Here is a 14,701-nt window from a genome sequence, read left to right as displayed (position 1 = left end):
CAATTCCTCCGCTTCACTCTTTGCTATTATAGCGGAAATAGTCAGCTTTTTACAGTAGGAATTTCTTTTTAGAAATAGCTGAAAGTTCACTGGAAAAACAAAAAAGCCACCGTCAAAATCAGACGATGGCTTTTTTAGGGAGTAAGAAAATGAAAAGAAAAGTTTGTTGGGTTTGGGTTGTTTGTTGGTATGTATATATAGTAGCCAGAAAATGTGAACAATTTATGACAAGAGTTTGGCAAAACCGTACTTTTTTTCTAACAGCTCCTTTATTTTTTTAAATCTATACTTCTTGACACTTCCTTTATGTAGAAATGAAACAGGAATTTGCCACATTTTTTCTGCTTGTCTGCTATACTAAAGAAAAATAATTGAGAGTATAAAGGAGTTTTTTATGCATATTATGCGGGTGCTCCGACAAAAATCACGTCGTGCACGTTTTTTTATCGCCAGTAATGTTTCTTCTATTCAAGTAATTGTCAGTTACTATTTAATTATGACGGTAGTTTCATTACTGCTTTTTTATTTACCTTTTTTTCGCCAACCAAATGTCCATGTTCCATTTTTAGATATGGTATTTATGGCGATTAGTACCGTAAGTGTTACGGGTCTAACTACCTTTAATATTGATCACATCTTCAACGAAAATGGCGTCATTTTACTAGAAGTGCTCTTTCAAATTGGCGGATTGGGGATTATGATGATCTCCACTTTCTTTTTTATCATTTCTCGTCGCAAAATTTCTTTAAAACAGCGACAATTGATTATGACAGATATGAACCAGCCTCGTTTAAGTGGCATTGTTCGCTTAATTCGGATTACGTTTACTATGATTTTAGTCTTTCAAGTTAGTTTTGGTCTATTATTTGCGGGTTACTTTTTATGGCATGGTTATTACCAAAAAATTGGCGATGCGCTATTTTATGGATTTTATCAAGCCATTTCAGCCGTTACAAACTCAGGATTTGATGTTACCGGTGATTCCATTATTCCATTTGCCCATGATTACCTTTTTTTATTGGCAATTATGTTTTTAATTTTTATTGGGGGAATTGGGTTTCCGGTCTTAATGGACTTTTATGAATGGTTTTTATACCGGCGTAAAAAAGTCCAACGCCGACTTCCTTTTCGTTTTTCACTCTTTACTAAAATCGCTGTCTTAGCGTTTATTATTTTATTTATCGGTGGTACGCTTTTAATCTACTTACTGGAAAGAGATCACCTCTTTTTAGGCATTGATCCTTTTGGCCGCTGGGTGAATAGTATGTTTTATTCCATGACTACTCGTAATGCCGGTTTACAAATTCATGATTTAGGGGATTTTCAAGTCACAACATTAATCATTTTTTCACTCCTAATGTTTATTGGTTGTAGTCCAAGTTCTGTCGGTGGTGGTGTACGAACTACAACAATTGCGATTATTGGACTTTATATGACCTCATTTTTAAAAAGCGAAGATAACATTAACATTTTTGGGCGTAGAATTAGTGACGCCGATGTTCGTAAGTCTGTGGTCGTCTTTATGTTGTCACTGGCAATGTGTTTTTTTAGCGTCCTATTGCTAAGTGCAACAGAAGACCAATCGCTAATTGCAATTATTGTCGAGGTTACCTCAGCTTTTGGAACAACCGGATTATCCCTTGGAATCACCGCTGATTTATCTGTAGTTGGTAAAATCGTTATTGCCTTATTAATGTTTATCGGGCGCATTGGCATGTTATATACATTATTACTATTCATTCCAAAAGAAACTCGTGACCAAGGATATGAATATCCAACAGAACAAATTATTATTGGCTAATTTCAATATGCGTAATAACACGTGCAACACCACTTTTTACAGATAGACGACTTTTTATAAGAAGCTACGCACTCTTTAGTGGTAGCTTCTTTTTTAACCACTTTTACTCACCCCAAGTAAAATTTAAGAAAAAGCAAAGGTGTTACCGTAATGTCTTCAGACTATGGTATGATAAGTTGGATTTAGGAAACAATGTAACGTTAGTTTAACCAAAAGGAGTAGCAGAATTTATGAGCTTACGTAGTCACTTGGCAATTTTTGCCGGCAAAAGTGCCCAATGGATTTTGAAAACATTTTTTAAAGGTGGTTCCAGTTATCCTGGCCAACTCGCCTTAAAAATTGATCCCAATGTTTTGGATCACTATTCTGACCTTTATGAAGTTGTGGTTGTAACGGGCACCAACGGTAAAACACTTACAACTGCTTTAACTGTCAATATATTACAACAACAATTTGACGAAGTGTTGACCAATCCAACCGGAGCTAATATGGTTCAAGGGATTGTTTCAACTTTTCTATCAGCAAAGCCTAAGAAAAATCAAAAAAACTTTGCAGTCTTAGAAATTGACGAAGCCAGCCTAAGCAAAGTGACCGAATATATCAAACCTGAATTATTTGTCTTTACCAATATTTTTCGTGACCAAATGGACCGTTATGGTGAGATTTATACAACTTATCGTTTAATTGTCGAAGGTGCCGCAAAATCACCTCACGCACCAATTTTATGTAATGGTGATTCACCGATTTTCAATTCCTTGGATACGGTCAATCCACGAAAATATTATGGTTTTGATCACTTACCTGATAAAGAACAAATGGCCCACTATAATACCGACGGCGTTTTATGTCCGCAATGTCATCATATTTTGCACTACAAAATGATTACTTACGCCAATCTTGGCAAATACTATTGTCCTAACTGTGGCTTTCATCGTCCTGAATTAGATTACAAACTGACCAACATGGTAGCCATGGACAATACTTCTGCGGATTTTGTAATAGATGGACACGAATATGGCATTGAAGTAGGTGGCATGTATAACGTCTACAATGCCTTAGCTGCAACGGCTGTGGCAGAGTATTACGATGTGCCGGCAGAAAAAATTAAAGCCGGTCTTGGTTATGACGAAAAAGTTTTTGGTCGACAAGAAATTATCGACATTGACGGCAAGAAATGTACCTTAGTCTTAGTTAAAAATCCGGTAGGTTTAAATCAAGTCATCGACATGATTGGCCTTTCTCCTTATCCTTTTTCACTAGTGGCTTTATTAAATGCCAACTATGCAGACGGAATTGACGTCAGCTGGATTTGGGATGGAAATCACGAAGCCTTTGCGCAAATGAATATTCCAGCAGTCATTGCCGGTGGTGAGCGTCATAAAGACATGGCATTGCGTTTAAAAGTTGCTGGCATTGCAGAAGATAAATTAACGGAAACAAAAGATTTAGACGAAGTTATTGCAGATATTAAGAAATTGCCAACTGAAAATGTTTATATTTTGGCAACTTATACTGCTGTGTTACAATTACGAAAAAAATTAGCGGAACAAGGTTACATTAAAGGAGGAATGGATCGTGGCTGATTACGAACTAACATTAGCCCATCTATACGGCAACCTATTAAACACTTATGGGGATAACGGTAACTTATTGGTTTTACAATACTTGGCCAAAAAAATGGGAATTCAATTGGATACTGAGATCGTTAGTATCCATGAAAAATTTGACGCTAAAAAATATGATTTAGTCTTTTTTGGTGGCGGTCAAGATTTTGAACAATTGATTGTTTCAGAAGATATTCAACAAAAAAAAGCAGACTTAACCGACTATATTGAAAACGACGGTATTATGTTAGCTATTTGTGGCGGTTATCAACTGTTAGGCCATTATTATATGGGCGCTAATGGCGAAAAAATTAAAGGTATTGGCGCATTAGATCATTATACTTTAAGCCAGGAAAACAATCGCTTTATTGGCGATATTGTCATTCACAATGAAGAATTTGACGAAACTTATTACGGCTTTGAAAATCACAACGGTCGTACTTTCTTAGGTGAAGGCGAACGTCCTTTGGGTAAAATCGTCGAAGGAAAAGGCAATAACGGAGAAGATCAAACAGAAGGTGTCATTTACCGTAACGTTTATGGTTCTTATTTTCACGGCCCAATTTTAGCTCGTAATGAAAAATTAGCCTATCGCTTGTTAAAAACAGCCCTTGAAAAAAAATACGGTACAGTAAACATCCCCACATTAGCCGAAATTGCTTAAAACAAGAAAAGCAGAATAAACGTGGTCAACTCTCAAGTAATAAGATGGAATTTTAATAAATTGTTTTCCAAATTTCTTTAAATTTCAGCTTATTACCATAGAGAGTTCGTTTGTGAAGCTAGATCACAGAAAAGCTAAATGAACTCGTCCAGCTTTCAAGCAATAAGGTANGAGTTCGTTTGTGAAGCTAGATCACAGAAAAGCTAAATGAACTCGTCCAGCTTTCAAGCAATAAGGTAAAATCTTGTTAAATTGTTTCTCAAATTTCGCAAGATTTTACCTTATTGCCGTAGAAAGCTAGTTCATGGAGCTAGTCAAAGAAAAGCTAAACAAACGGGCTCAACTCGCTACAAAATCAAAAAGCGCCTCATAAAGCTAGTCGATTGACTTACTTTATGAGGCGCTTTTTGCCTAGATTAACACAACCGCATGTCTACTTTTTGTAAAAAGCGACCACTTGTGACTACTTCTGCGTTAATTTCTGCTAGTTGCCCATCTTTTAATTCATAAAGACTGAAACCTGCATGTTGAATGAAACGCACCATTCCAGCGCCTTCATCTTGACCTAAAAAAGAAAGTCCATCAGCAGTATAATAGGCAATTCCCGCTACTGTAGTCTGGTAATGACTATGAGTGTGGCCATTTATAACCGCTAAAATATCGTAACGTTTTAAAATTTGCCAAACTTGTTGAGCTTGCGGGAGTTGCGGTGTGGCGTATTGCTTTTCAAGCAAATGATGATGTGTCATAACCAAAACAGGTTTGTCTTGATGCGTTGAAAGCATATCTTCCAACCAATTTAATTGCCCCCGATCGATCTGCCCATCTGCTTGACCATACACCGAACTATCAAAAGATAATAAATAAAAATCTTCAAAAGTGTGAACAAAATTATAGTAATTGCTTGTTGGAACGTTTTTTAACCAGCCTTGGTAAAAATTCTCTTTAATATCGTGATTACCTAGTGTGACTAAAACCGGTGTATCTGGAAATGCTTTGTCAAAGTAATCTTTTAAAAACGCATAATCCGCTACTTCACCATCTTCAGTCAAATCACCGGTAATCAGCACTAAATCAATCGCTGTTTGCGCTTTGGCCTTTTTTATTGCAAGATCGAGATAATGAAGAGGCTTTTCCATTTTCATCAGCATTTCTTGGTAGCCATTTTCTGCGGGTAGATACTGGCTGCGATAATGTAAATCAGATAATTGTAAAATCTTCATTAGCGTAACTTCCTACGAATCCAGCCGGTAAATAAGTCTAAAGAAAAGACTGTTACAACGACTCCTAATAAAATAATACTTACACGATCCCAACTTCTAGTTTGAATGGCAAATATCAGTGGTGCACCAATCCCGCCAGCACCAACTAAACCTAAAGTTGCCGCACTACGAACCGCTATTTCAAAATGATTTAAAGATAATGAACTATAAATTGGTAATAAATAAGGTACCCGCACGGAAAAGATAATCTGCCAAAAATTAGCACCAATTGCTGTTGCGTCTTCTACTAACGCTTCGTTCATGCCTTCTGCTTCTTCTGTGAATAATTTTCCTAACATCCCAATTTGATGAACTCCAATTGCCATCACGCCGGCAAATGGTCCTGGTCCAACAACTTTGACAAAAATAATCGCATATACTAATTCCGGAAATGCTCGTAAAACGTTACAAATAAATTTGCCAATTTTAGCAATCCAAGGATGATTTTGCCACAAGTTACTGGCGCTAATTAAAGTTAGCGGTAACGCTAAAATAGTTGCAATAAAAGTACCCAAAAAAGCAATCCCTAGCGTTAAAAGTAAGAGGCTAATTAAATCTTCGCCGCTGCCGTCATAAAGGTAGTGCCAATCCGGATGAGCCAACCCTTGTAAAACTTCTTTTCCCATCGCTAGAGAAAAAGTTTCTAAACTACTATAATCAATCCCCACTGCAGAATAAATGACCAGTACCACAAGTAACAGCAGGAAAAAATATGTTTTTTTACTAATTTGGCTTATTATCATCCCAATCTCCTCCTAACTGCTTCACTCAAACCATCCACAATCGCCACTACTACAAATATCGTCAAAATAATAATTGCCACCCGGTCGTAGCGCATGAGTGCCAAAGAGGAATTTAAAATCACACCAATCCCCCCTGCTCCGACATAACCTAAAACCGTTGAAGCTCGCACGTTTACTTCAAAAGCATAAAAAGTATAACTAATAATTTGATTAATCACTTGTGGTGCAACAGACCAAATAGCAACTTGCATTTTATTAGCTCCTACTGCTTCATTGGCTTCAATCGGGCCAAAGTCAATCGTCTCAATGGCTTGAAAAACTAATTGGGATACCATGCCAAATGTAAATACAGCGATAGTTAAAACCCCTGTTGCCTCGCCAATCCCAAAGACTGCAACAAATAAAGCTGCCAATAATAAATTAGGAATTGTCCGAATGACACCTAAGAAAAAACGAATAATATACGATAATACGCGTTGTTTGGTTACAACTTGAGTCGCTAAAAAGCTAACTGGTACCGCAAATAAAACACCTAAAAAAGTCCCAAACACAGACATTTGTAATGTCTTTAAAAGCGGGGTTAAAAGATTTGGCAAATAGCCAAAATCCGGTTTTAGAAAACGTGCTAAAAAGATCCCCATCTGATCAGAATTTTGAAAAACTGCTTGGAAATCCGCGCCAGTTAAAAGAATACTCCCTTGTAAACAAGCTAGTAAAATAACGACAATAAATAAGTGTTTATACCAATTAAAATGCACCGTATCTTTAATTTGCATCAGGTGCCACATCCTTTTCATAGGCCTCACCGTATATTTCCTTCAGGCGTTGCGCCGTTAAGGTTTCTGCTGCACCATCAAACACAATTTCTCCACTTTTTAGCGCAATAATTCGTGTTGCATAAGCTTTTGCCAGTGGGACAGAATGGATGTTGACGATAATTGTTTTGTTTAAGCTTTGGTTGATTTCTTTTAAATCCCCCATTACTTTCTCAGCCGTTACAGGGTCTAAAGAGGCTACTGGTTCATCGGCTAAAATAATTCCTGCTTGTTGAACTAATGCTCTAGCGATTAAAACCCGTTGCTGTTGGCCCCCACTTAATTCGTCACTGCGCGTATGCAATTTATCTGATAACCCAACCTGTGCTAAGGCAGTTGTGGTTTTTTCATAGTCTTCTTTAGTAAACAGGCCAAAAATACTTTTCCAAGTAGAGTAATAGCCTAGTCGACCAGACAAAACATTTTTTTGAACGGTACTGCGTTTAACCAGATTAAAACTTTGGGAAATCAACCCGATATTGCGGCGAATTTGGCGTAGTTTTTTCTTATTGGCTTTAGTAATGGAGTCACCATTAATCATAATTTCGCCCTCAGTTGTAGTAACCAAGCGATTAATAGAGCGTAACAATGTGCTTTTCCCCGCTCCACTCAACCCGATGATTGCAACAAATTCACCATCTTGAATCGTTAAATTAATATTTTGCAGTCCTTTGACACCATTAGGATATACTTTGGCGACATTTTTAAATTCAATCATGTATTTTGCTCCTATATTTTAGTAAAGATTAAGTTATAAAAAGCCAGCTCATACGAACTGGCACATTTGTTACTCGGAAGCTTTTTTAGTATATTCGCGAATTGTGTCATAAGCGCTATCTGCAGCCTCTTGATAACCTTTATGCCCCCATAACGCCATCGCTTCTTGACCGGCTTCATCTTTTGGCATTGCTAAAAAGACATCTTTAATTTCTTCTTTCAGCTTAGCATCCATTTTAGGTTGCACCGCAATTGCGTCATTGGGAATATCCCCTTTGGTTAAAGATAAAACGCGTAATTCTTTCATAATATCTTGGTCACTAAATTTTGAAGCAAAGACATTTCGCGCGCCCTCAAAAACAAAGGCCGCATCCATTTGGCCATTTAAAACAGCAGTCATTTCACTTGGAATATCATTAACAGTTGTCAGTGTGGCATCTTTTGTAGGATCAATGCCGGCATCTTTTAGTTCTGCCACTGGATAAATATAGCCACTAGCTGAGTTTGGTGATAGTGTGGCAATCTTTTTCCCTTTTAAATCGGACAAGTTTTTCAAATCACTATCAGCTTTAACTAAAATTTCACCTTTAAAAGTATTAGTTAATTCGTCGGTTGGTAGACCAGTTTTTCGGTCATACGCACCCAATTGAGAGGTTAACAATGCTTCTGCGGCATCCATATCTTTGGCTTGCACATAAGCCGCCGGTGGCATAATCCCCACATCGACTTGGCCAGAAGCCATCGCTTCAACAATAGTAGAATAGTCTGTTGCTAATGTTACCGTTACATCCTTATCTAGTTTTTCAGATAAATACTCTGCAAATGGTTTTGTTTTAGCTTCCATGGAACCGTCATTATTAGTAGGAACAAATTGAACTACCAATTTTTCTTTTGAGTCCCCTTGTGCTTTTTGTTCACTGCCACATCCTGCAAGACCAACTAAAATTCCTAGCGTTAAAAGACCTGTTGCCAACATTTTGAAACGCATGTTTTCTCCCCCTATTGGAAATTGATTTATATTGCTCCCACATAATAGCAAGAATTTTCCCAAACAAAAATGACCTGTGTCACTTTGAAGGTAATTTTTTTGTAAAGTTTAGGTAAAATCCGAACATTATCTTAATAAAGTAGTAAAAAGGGATGCTTTTTTGCGCGATTGCCGTTATAATCAATAACAAACTTGCAGATGAGAAAGGAAGCTTTTATGAAACAATTATTTGATAAAAGCCAGTTAAAAGAAGCTATTACCAGTCATAACCTCCAAGACTATTTAGATACCGATTTATTTTCGATCGCGACACTATGTACTTTTGAAAAAGATGAAGATCTCATTCAAGCCGGTACACCTTCTAAGTACCTCTATTTTTTAGTCGAAGGTACTGCCATGGTATATTCTTATACTTATGACACCCAGAATATTTGTATCAATTATTGCTATGAGGCAACGATTATCGGCGAAGCCTCATCTTTATGGCAAACAACACCTAGCAGTAGCGTTAAAGCCATGACACCTTGTACTTGTGTTTGTGTAAATTTAAAACAATACCGCACCCTTTTACAAAATGACTTACGTTTTTTAAAACACACCTGTCAACTCCTTAGCTATCGCTTAAATACAGGTATTAATTTAGCTAATTCATTAAGTGAGCCGGTGGAAACACGGCTGGCTCGGTTTATTTTAGAACATGAAAAAGAAGGGCTTTTTTCTTTTCAACTAAATAACTGCGCAGCTATTTTAAATGTGAGTTATCGTCATCTTTTACGAACGATGACAAACTTTAAGGAACAAGGTATTTTACAAAAAAGCCGTGGTGGCTATCTTATTTTAAATAAAAAAGAATTAACCGCACTCACTGCCTAAAAAATTGCACTGCGATAGATACCATATTTTGTCGTAGTGCTTTTTATTGTGCGTAATTTTTTAGCTTGATAAATATGAAAACGTCACCTCATTGCCATCTTTTTTGCGTATAATGAACTTAACAAGAAATAAAAGAAGTTTGGATAGTTACTAACCAAAAAACAAAAGGAAGATAGAAAATGAAGGAAACACTCGCTGATGATTTAAACCTTTTAAGCGCTTTTTGCGGCGTACGAGATCTTACCGATTTATCACAAAATGCTCTTTATCAAAAATACCAGCTAAAAAAGGCGGATGCTTTCGTTTTATTTGGTGGGAGCATTTTATCAGGAATAGATGTCATGATAACAGCGATGAATAACCAAGTGGCGACAAATTACTTAATCGTAGGTGGTCAAGGCCATACTACTGATGCACTGCGTTTAAAAATAAATCAGTTTTATCCCCAGATTCCTACAAAAAATGCTAGTGAAGCACAAATGTTTAATGCTATTTTGCAATTAAAAACCGGCAAAACAGCTGACTACTTAGAAGAAAAGTCGACCAATAGCGGCAACAATATCACAAATCTTTTACAATTACTTGAAACGCACGAATTAAAAAAAGACAGTCTTATTTTGTGCCAAGATGCGACAATGCAGCGACGGATGGCTGCGACATGCAGTAAATTTGCCCCTAATACGACAATCATAAATTATGCCAGCTATAAAGTGAAAGTCATGGAAAAAGATAATCAGTTGCACTTTGACCGTAAACTTTTAGGAATGTGGGAGATGGATCAATACATAACATTGCTACTGGGTGAAATTAGCCGACTACAAAATACGCCCAGTGGTTATGGTCCTGCTGGTAAAAATTTTATCGCTCCTGTGTTTATCCCTCAAGACGTACTAGCGGCTTTTTATCGTGTTGCAAAATTATTTCCAAATAAAGTTCGTACTGCTAATCCAGCTTATGCTAAAAGTTTAGAAAACTAATATTTTCATCAAAATATTTTTCCACTAATTTTTTCACTATTTTTAAATCTGAGGAGGTTGACGTTTAATATGAAAGGAATTTTATTTGATTTCAATGGTACGCTGATTAACGATACAAAAAAACACGAAGATGCTTGGCAAACGTTTATTACCAAAAGCACCGGCTCGCCAGTTTCCGATGCTGATTTTGCCAAATATTTTCATGGTAAAAATGCCAAACATACTTTGGAACACGTTTTTAAACGTTCCTTAACGCAAAAAGAAATTGAGGATTACGCCGAAGAAAAAGAAGCAATTTATCGCCAAATTTGTTTAGAAGATCCCCACTACGGTTTATTAAAAGGCGTACCCGAATTTCTAACTCAATTACAAAAACAACAAATTCCTTTTACTATCGCTACAGCTTCAGGGAAAACTAATTTAGATTTTTATTTTGAAACACTTGGATTAGAACAATGGTTTGATTTAAATCAGGTTGTCTATGACGATGGAACGATGATTAGTAAACCAGACCCCGATCCTTATTTAAAAGGTGCGGCCCGCTTAAGTCTTCCTGCCAAAGAATGTGTCATTTTTGAAGATGTCCCCGCCGGTCTTGCGAGTGCATATAACGCTAATCCAGCTAAAATAGTTGCCGTGGCGACTTCTGCCAAAAAAGCTACTTTAGCTTCATTACCCGGTGTTTCACTTGTAATTGAAGATTTTACCGATTCAGCGCTAACTGAATTACTCACCCATTTTAGTTAAAAAAAGGCCATCTTGAAAAAAGATGAAGTGACCTACAAAAGTTAGACTAAAAAATTTAACTTTTGGGGCCACTTCACTTTTTCTTAGATGGCTGTTTCTTTATGCTCTTATTGCCACTGCGCTGTAACACTCACACCAAAATGATCACTTACAACCGGGGTTTTGCCCCCATCAAAAATAACTTCATAGGTGACTACTTTAAATTCAGGAGTCATAAAAATGTAATCAATCCGTTCACCATTACTTTCTTCCCAACCAGCAATTTTAGCTAGCGTCGTATAGTTACCAACGCTTTTTTTGGCTGCATAAAAACTATCTTGCAATTGCCAATCACTAGCTAAGATTAAATCATAGCCTGGCGTATGGGCTGGGTTATTGAAATCTCCCATTAAAACAAGCGGATACGAATTAGTCGCTAAAAAAGCTTGTGTTTTTTCCCACTCAGCAGAAAATCCTTTTGTCCACCAAGAAAAATGGCCGCTTACGACTTGAAGAAGCTGACCGTCTACTTCTGTTAATGCCGTTAAGATTCTTCTGGTGTGATAATCTGCTACATCAGTAGTTTTTGAAACTAGGTGGTCTTTTGCAATAAAAGGAGTTTTGGCTAAAATTGCTACACCTTCATGGAAACGATCATAACCAATGTGGTTGTAACACCAGCTCCAGTAATAATCCTTTTCTACACATTGCAATTGTTCTTGCAAACGCAGCGCAAAATTATCTTCGTGAATTACCACATCAGTACTACTGGGAATAAACCAATCATCTAAAACCGCCACTTCACTTTTTACAAGCTGATTAACTTCTTGTAAACAAATCACATCATAATCATTTGCCGCAATATTTTTTACTAGTTGGTCTAATTTTTCTGTTTGATTTTCTTCCAACCAACTATGGCAATTTAAGGTTAAAAATTTCATCTTCTTACTCCTATCTCTTTACATCGTTTAAGAATAGCACACTTTACTCACGAAGAAAAAGGACTGTACCCTTAAGACACAATGTCTTTAGCACAGCCCTTTTATATTTACAGTGCCACTTTGGCTACTTCTATTTTACCAGCAAGTTCACCTGTCTTGGTTAACGTCACAGTTTGAATTTCTTCTGCATTGGTAAAGGCAACAATAATTGTTGTCTGTTTATTAGCGGCTTTGATTCCATTTAAATCCATTTGGGCAATCACATCTCCTGCTGAAACTTTATCGCCATCTTTAACCTTCACTGTAAATGGCGCACCTTTTAAATCAACCGTATCAATGCCCATATGCACTAAAACTTCTAGTCCATTGTCTGTCAGTAAGCCCAATGCATGTTTAGTTGGAAAGACACTTGTGACCGTGCCAGAAACAGGGGCATAAACAGTCCCATTTTGAGGTTCTACCCCAAAACCATCTCCCATCATTTTTTGAGAGAAAACTGGATCGTTCACTGCCGAAATCGGCTTAACATTGCCGTCTGCTACATTTAAAATTGTTTCATTGATTCCTTTAAATTCTTTAGGTGCTTTTTCTTCACCGATTTCAGCAATTACTTCTGTTTGGGGAATTTCCATGCCAGAATCAATAGCATCTTGAATATCAGATTTTAAAATATCCGCTTTTGGTCCATAGACTGCTTGAACCCCTTTATCTTTTACCAATAATCCCATTGCGCCAGCATTTTTCCAATCCATTTCGCCGCCAACTTTGGCAGGATCTTTGACAGAAACACGTAAACGCGTCATGCATGCATCGACATCCATGATATTTTCTTTCCCGCCTAAAAGATTAATTACCTTTACGATTTGAGAGTTTGGATCTAATTTTCCATCTGCTGTAACGGTTGTTGTATCGGCATCCTTATTATCGTTTTCATAATTTCCATTACGTCCTGGTGTGGCAAAATTGAATTTTTTAATTAAGAAATTAGCTACAAAAAACATCACGACACCAAAGACTAACGTGACCCAAATAAAGTTAAATAAATCACCGCCCAGACCTGCTTTAATGGCCATTGGTGTTCTTGTTAATAGTTCAATATTACCAAATGAGTGAACGCGCAAATGTACAATGTCTGCCATTGCAAAAGCCGCACCTTGAACTACTGCATAGACAACATATAACGGCACAGCTGCAAACATAAACATAAATTCTAGTGGTTCTGTTACCCCAGTTAAAAAGACAGCCAATGCTGCTGAAAGATACATCGATTTATAAGCATTGCGTTTGTCTTTATCCACATTACGGTACATTGCAAAAGCTAGACCCATTAAAATACCAGAAGCTCCGATCATTTGCCCTACTTTAAAACGAGCCGGAGTAAAGTGATTTAAGACATACTCATATTGTGACATATCGCCTTGGCCTTTTAAGTTTACTAAATCAGTCGCCCAAGCTAACCACAATGGATCTTGACCAAATACTTGTTGTCCTGCTTGTGCGCCAGACATAATCGTATACGCTCCACCTAATTCCGTATAGTTAATTGGAATGGTCAACATGTGATGTAAACCAAATGGTAGAAGTAAACGTTCCAATGTCCCATATAAAAACGGTGCCAAAACTGGGGCTGTTTCTTGCGATTGGGCGATCCACAAACCAAAGTTATTGATTCCCGATTGAATTACCGGCCAGACGATGGCTAAAACTAAAGAAACTAAGATTGAACGAAAAATAACTACAAAAGGAACAAAACGTTTTCCGTTGAAAAATGCTAAAGCATCCGGTAATTTACGGAAGTTATAATATTTGTTATAAGCTGTCGCACCTACAAACCCGGCGATAATCCCCACAAAAACGCCCATATTTAAAGCTGGGGCTTCTAAAACACTAGTGAAAAAACCATTTACCATAATTTTAGTGCCAAACAATGTTTCAGTAAGCGCCTCTGGATCCGCTAACATTTCACTAGTTACGCCAAAAATAGCACCAGTAATGCGATTGATTAAAATAAATGACAATCCAGCCGCAAAGGCACCACCGGCTCTTTCTTTAGCCCAACTTCCCCCAATTGCTAAAGCGAATAAAAGATGAAGGTTGCCAATAATAGCCCAACCAATGTTTTCAATTACACCACCTGTTGTCACTAAAGCTGCTAGATCAGGATTCATCATTGGAATTGTTTTTCCAATACTAATCATTAAACCGGCAGCTGGCATAACTGCAATGACCACCATTAAGGCTTTCCCAAATTTTTGCCAAAACTCAAAACTAATTAATTTTTTCAGATTTTCTTTCACAAACCTTCACTCCTTTAATAATTTCCCATTGTTCTATTAAATAATTCCAATTTACCAATTCCGAAAATAACGCAATCGGTTTCGTTGCAAATTATTATAGCGGAGTTCGATTTTACTGTAAAGGTAAAATTATATTTTTATTTTTCACCATATTTCGAGGATGAATTACAAACCAAATAAAAATAAGGCTGCGTAAGCGTGAGTGTGTCCTTATTTCAAGCTAAAATAAGACCGTCGCAATCTTTTTGCAAGTTAACGCTTGACTAACGCAATCGATTGCGTTTATTATTTAG

13 protein-coding genes are annotated in these 14,701 nt (G+C 37.0%); 6 read left to right on the top strand and 7 right to left on the bottom strand.

The window, feature by feature from the left end:
* The first annotated feature begins 394 nt into the window (after positions 1–394).
* From RU96_RS06905 to RU96_RS06895, 3 genes are all read left to right on the top strand, one after another.
* On the top strand, positions 395–1,801 hold the full coding sequence (locus RU96_RS06905; protein ID WP_071864811.1) for a TrkH family potassium uptake protein: 1,407 nt from the start codon (positions 395–397) through the stop codon (positions 1,799–1,801).
* A gap of 230 nt (positions 1,802–2,031) precedes the next feature.
* A complete protein-coding gene (locus RU96_RS06900; RefSeq protein WP_071864810.1) occupies positions 2,032–3,384 on the top strand; it encodes a Mur ligase family protein in 1,353 nt (450 codons plus the stop codon).
* Positions 3,377–4,069 (top strand): type 1 glutamine amidotransferase, encoded by a 693-nt coding sequence (locus RU96_RS06895; RefSeq protein ID WP_071864809.1) that lies wholly within the window; start codon positions 3,377–3,379, stop codon positions 4,067–4,069. Before RU96_RS06900 ends, RU96_RS06895 begins: the two co-directional genes overlap by 8 nt.
* Positions 4,070–4,485: 416 nt before the next feature.
* On the opposite strand, the gene RU96_RS06890 is transcribed toward RU96_RS06895, so the two are convergent.
* The 5 genes from RU96_RS06890 to RU96_RS06870 all read right to left on the bottom strand — a co-directional run bounded on the left by RU96_RS06890 (position 4,486) and on the right by RU96_RS06870 (position 8,594).
* A complete protein-coding gene (locus RU96_RS06890; RefSeq protein ID WP_071864808.1) occupies positions 4,486–5,292 on the bottom strand; it encodes a metallophosphoesterase family protein in 807 nt (268 codons plus the stop codon).
* Positions 5,292–6,074 (bottom strand): phosphonate ABC transporter, permease protein PhnE, encoded by a 783-nt coding sequence (phnE, locus tag RU96_RS06885; protein ID WP_071864807.1) that lies wholly within the window; start codon positions 6,072–6,074, stop codon positions 5,292–5,294. The genes RU96_RS06890 and phnE (RU96_RS06885) overlap by 1 nt, the downstream gene beginning before the upstream one ends.
* Positions 6,071–6,850 carry a phosphonate ABC transporter, permease protein PhnE gene (gene phnE, locus RU96_RS06880; protein WP_071864806.1) on the bottom strand — a complete coding sequence of 260 codons (780 nt, stop codon included), beginning with the start codon at positions 6,848–6,850 and terminating at the stop codon, positions 6,071–6,073. The genes phnE (RU96_RS06885) and phnE (RU96_RS06880) overlap by 4 nt, the downstream gene beginning before the upstream one ends.
* A complete protein-coding gene (gene phnC / locus RU96_RS06875; RefSeq protein WP_071864805.1) occupies positions 6,840–7,607 on the bottom strand; it encodes a phosphonate ABC transporter ATP-binding protein in 768 nt (255 codons plus the stop codon). Before phnC ends, phnE (RU96_RS06880) begins: the two co-directional genes overlap by 11 nt.
* Before the next feature lie 69 nt (positions 7,608–7,676).
* Entirely contained in the window at positions 7,677–8,594 is a 918-nt protein-coding gene (locus RU96_RS06870) for a phosphate/phosphite/phosphonate ABC transporter substrate-binding protein (protein WP_071864804.1), read from the bottom strand.
* A 216-nt stretch (positions 8,595–8,810) separates the two neighbouring features.
* Between RU96_RS06870 and RU96_RS06865 the strand changes: the two genes are divergently transcribed.
* The 3 genes from RU96_RS06865 (at position 8,811) to RU96_RS06855 (ending at position 11,191) form a co-directional block, all read left to right on the top strand.
* A complete protein-coding gene (locus tag RU96_RS06865; protein WP_071864803.1) occupies positions 8,811–9,467 on the top strand; it encodes a cyclic nucleotide-binding domain-containing protein in 657 nt (218 codons plus the stop codon).
* A 179-nt stretch (positions 9,468–9,646) separates the two neighbouring features.
* Positions 9,647–10,444 (top strand): ElyC/SanA/YdcF family protein, encoded by a 798-nt coding sequence (locus tag RU96_RS06860; RefSeq protein ID WP_071864802.1) that lies wholly within the window; start codon positions 9,647–9,649, stop codon positions 10,442–10,444.
* A 69-nt stretch (positions 10,445–10,513) separates the two neighbouring features.
* The gene (locus tag RU96_RS06855) at positions 10,514–11,191 is read left to right on the top strand and encodes an HAD family hydrolase (RefSeq protein ID WP_071864801.1); all 678 of its coding nucleotides are present in this window, start codon (positions 10,514–10,516) and stop codon (positions 11,189–11,191) included.
* A gap of 107 nt (positions 11,192–11,298) precedes the next feature.
* On the opposite strand, the gene RU96_RS06850 is transcribed toward RU96_RS06855, so the two are convergent.
* Positions 11,299–12,111: an endonuclease/exonuclease/phosphatase family protein gene (locus tag RU96_RS06850; RefSeq protein ID WP_071864800.1), complete on the bottom strand. Its 813-nt coding sequence runs from the start codon at positions 12,109–12,111 to the stop codon at positions 11,299–11,301.
* A gap of 107 nt (positions 12,112–12,218) precedes the next feature.
* Positions 12,219–14,396: a PTS transporter subunit IIBC gene (locus tag RU96_RS06845; protein ID WP_071864847.1), complete on the bottom strand. Its 2,178-nt coding sequence runs from the start codon at positions 14,394–14,396 to the stop codon at positions 12,219–12,221.
* Positions 14,397–14,701 lie beyond the last annotated feature (305 nt).

This window comes from Enterococcus canintestini (assembly GCF_001885735.1).
Taxonomy (GTDB): domain Bacteria; phylum Bacillota; class Bacilli; order Lactobacillales; family Enterococcaceae; genus Enterococcus_C; species Enterococcus_C canintestini.
The sequence above is the reverse complement of the archived record's forward strand: the minus strand, read 5'-3'. Positions and strand labels throughout refer to the sequence as shown.

Bases quoted from the DNA above. Each gene is read 5' to 3' on its own strand.
- RU96_RS06905 (WP_071864811.1), top strand. From the start codon at position 395: ATGCATATTATGCGGGTGCTCCGACAAAAATCACGTCGTGCACGTTTT.
- RU96_RS06900 (WP_071864810.1), top strand. From the start codon at position 2,032: ATGAGCTTACGTAGTCACTTGGCAATTTTTGCCGGCAAAAGTGCCCAA.
- RU96_RS06890 (WP_071864808.1), bottom strand. From the start codon at position 5,292: ATGAAGATTTTACAATTATCTGATTTACATTATCGCAGCCAGTATCTA.
- phnE (WP_071864807.1), bottom strand. From the start codon at position 6,074: ATGATAATAAGCCAAATTAGTAAAAAAACATATTTTTTCCTGCTGTTA.
- phnE (WP_071864806.1), bottom strand. From the start codon at position 6,850: ATGCAAATTAAAGATACGGTGCATTTTAATTGGTATAAACACTTATTT.
- phnC (WP_071864805.1), bottom strand. From the start codon at position 7,607: ATGATTGAATTTAAAAATGTCGCCAAAGTATATCCTAATGGTGTCAAA.
- RU96_RS06870 (WP_071864804.1), bottom strand. From the start codon at position 8,594: ATGCGTTTCAAAATGTTGGCAACAGGTCTTTTAACGCTAGGAATTTTA.
- RU96_RS06865 (WP_071864803.1), top strand. From the start codon at position 8,811: ATGAAACAATTATTTGATAAAAGCCAGTTAAAAGAAGCTATTACCAGT.
- RU96_RS06860 (WP_071864802.1), top strand. From the start codon at position 9,647: ATGAAGGAAACACTCGCTGATGATTTAAACCTTTTAAGCGCTTTTTGC.
- RU96_RS06855 (WP_071864801.1), top strand. From the start codon at position 10,514: ATGAAAGGAATTTTATTTGATTTCAATGGTACGCTGATTAACGATACA.
- RU96_RS06850 (WP_071864800.1), bottom strand. From the start codon at position 12,111: ATGAAATTTTTAACCTTAAATTGCCATAGTTGGTTGGAAGAAAATCAA.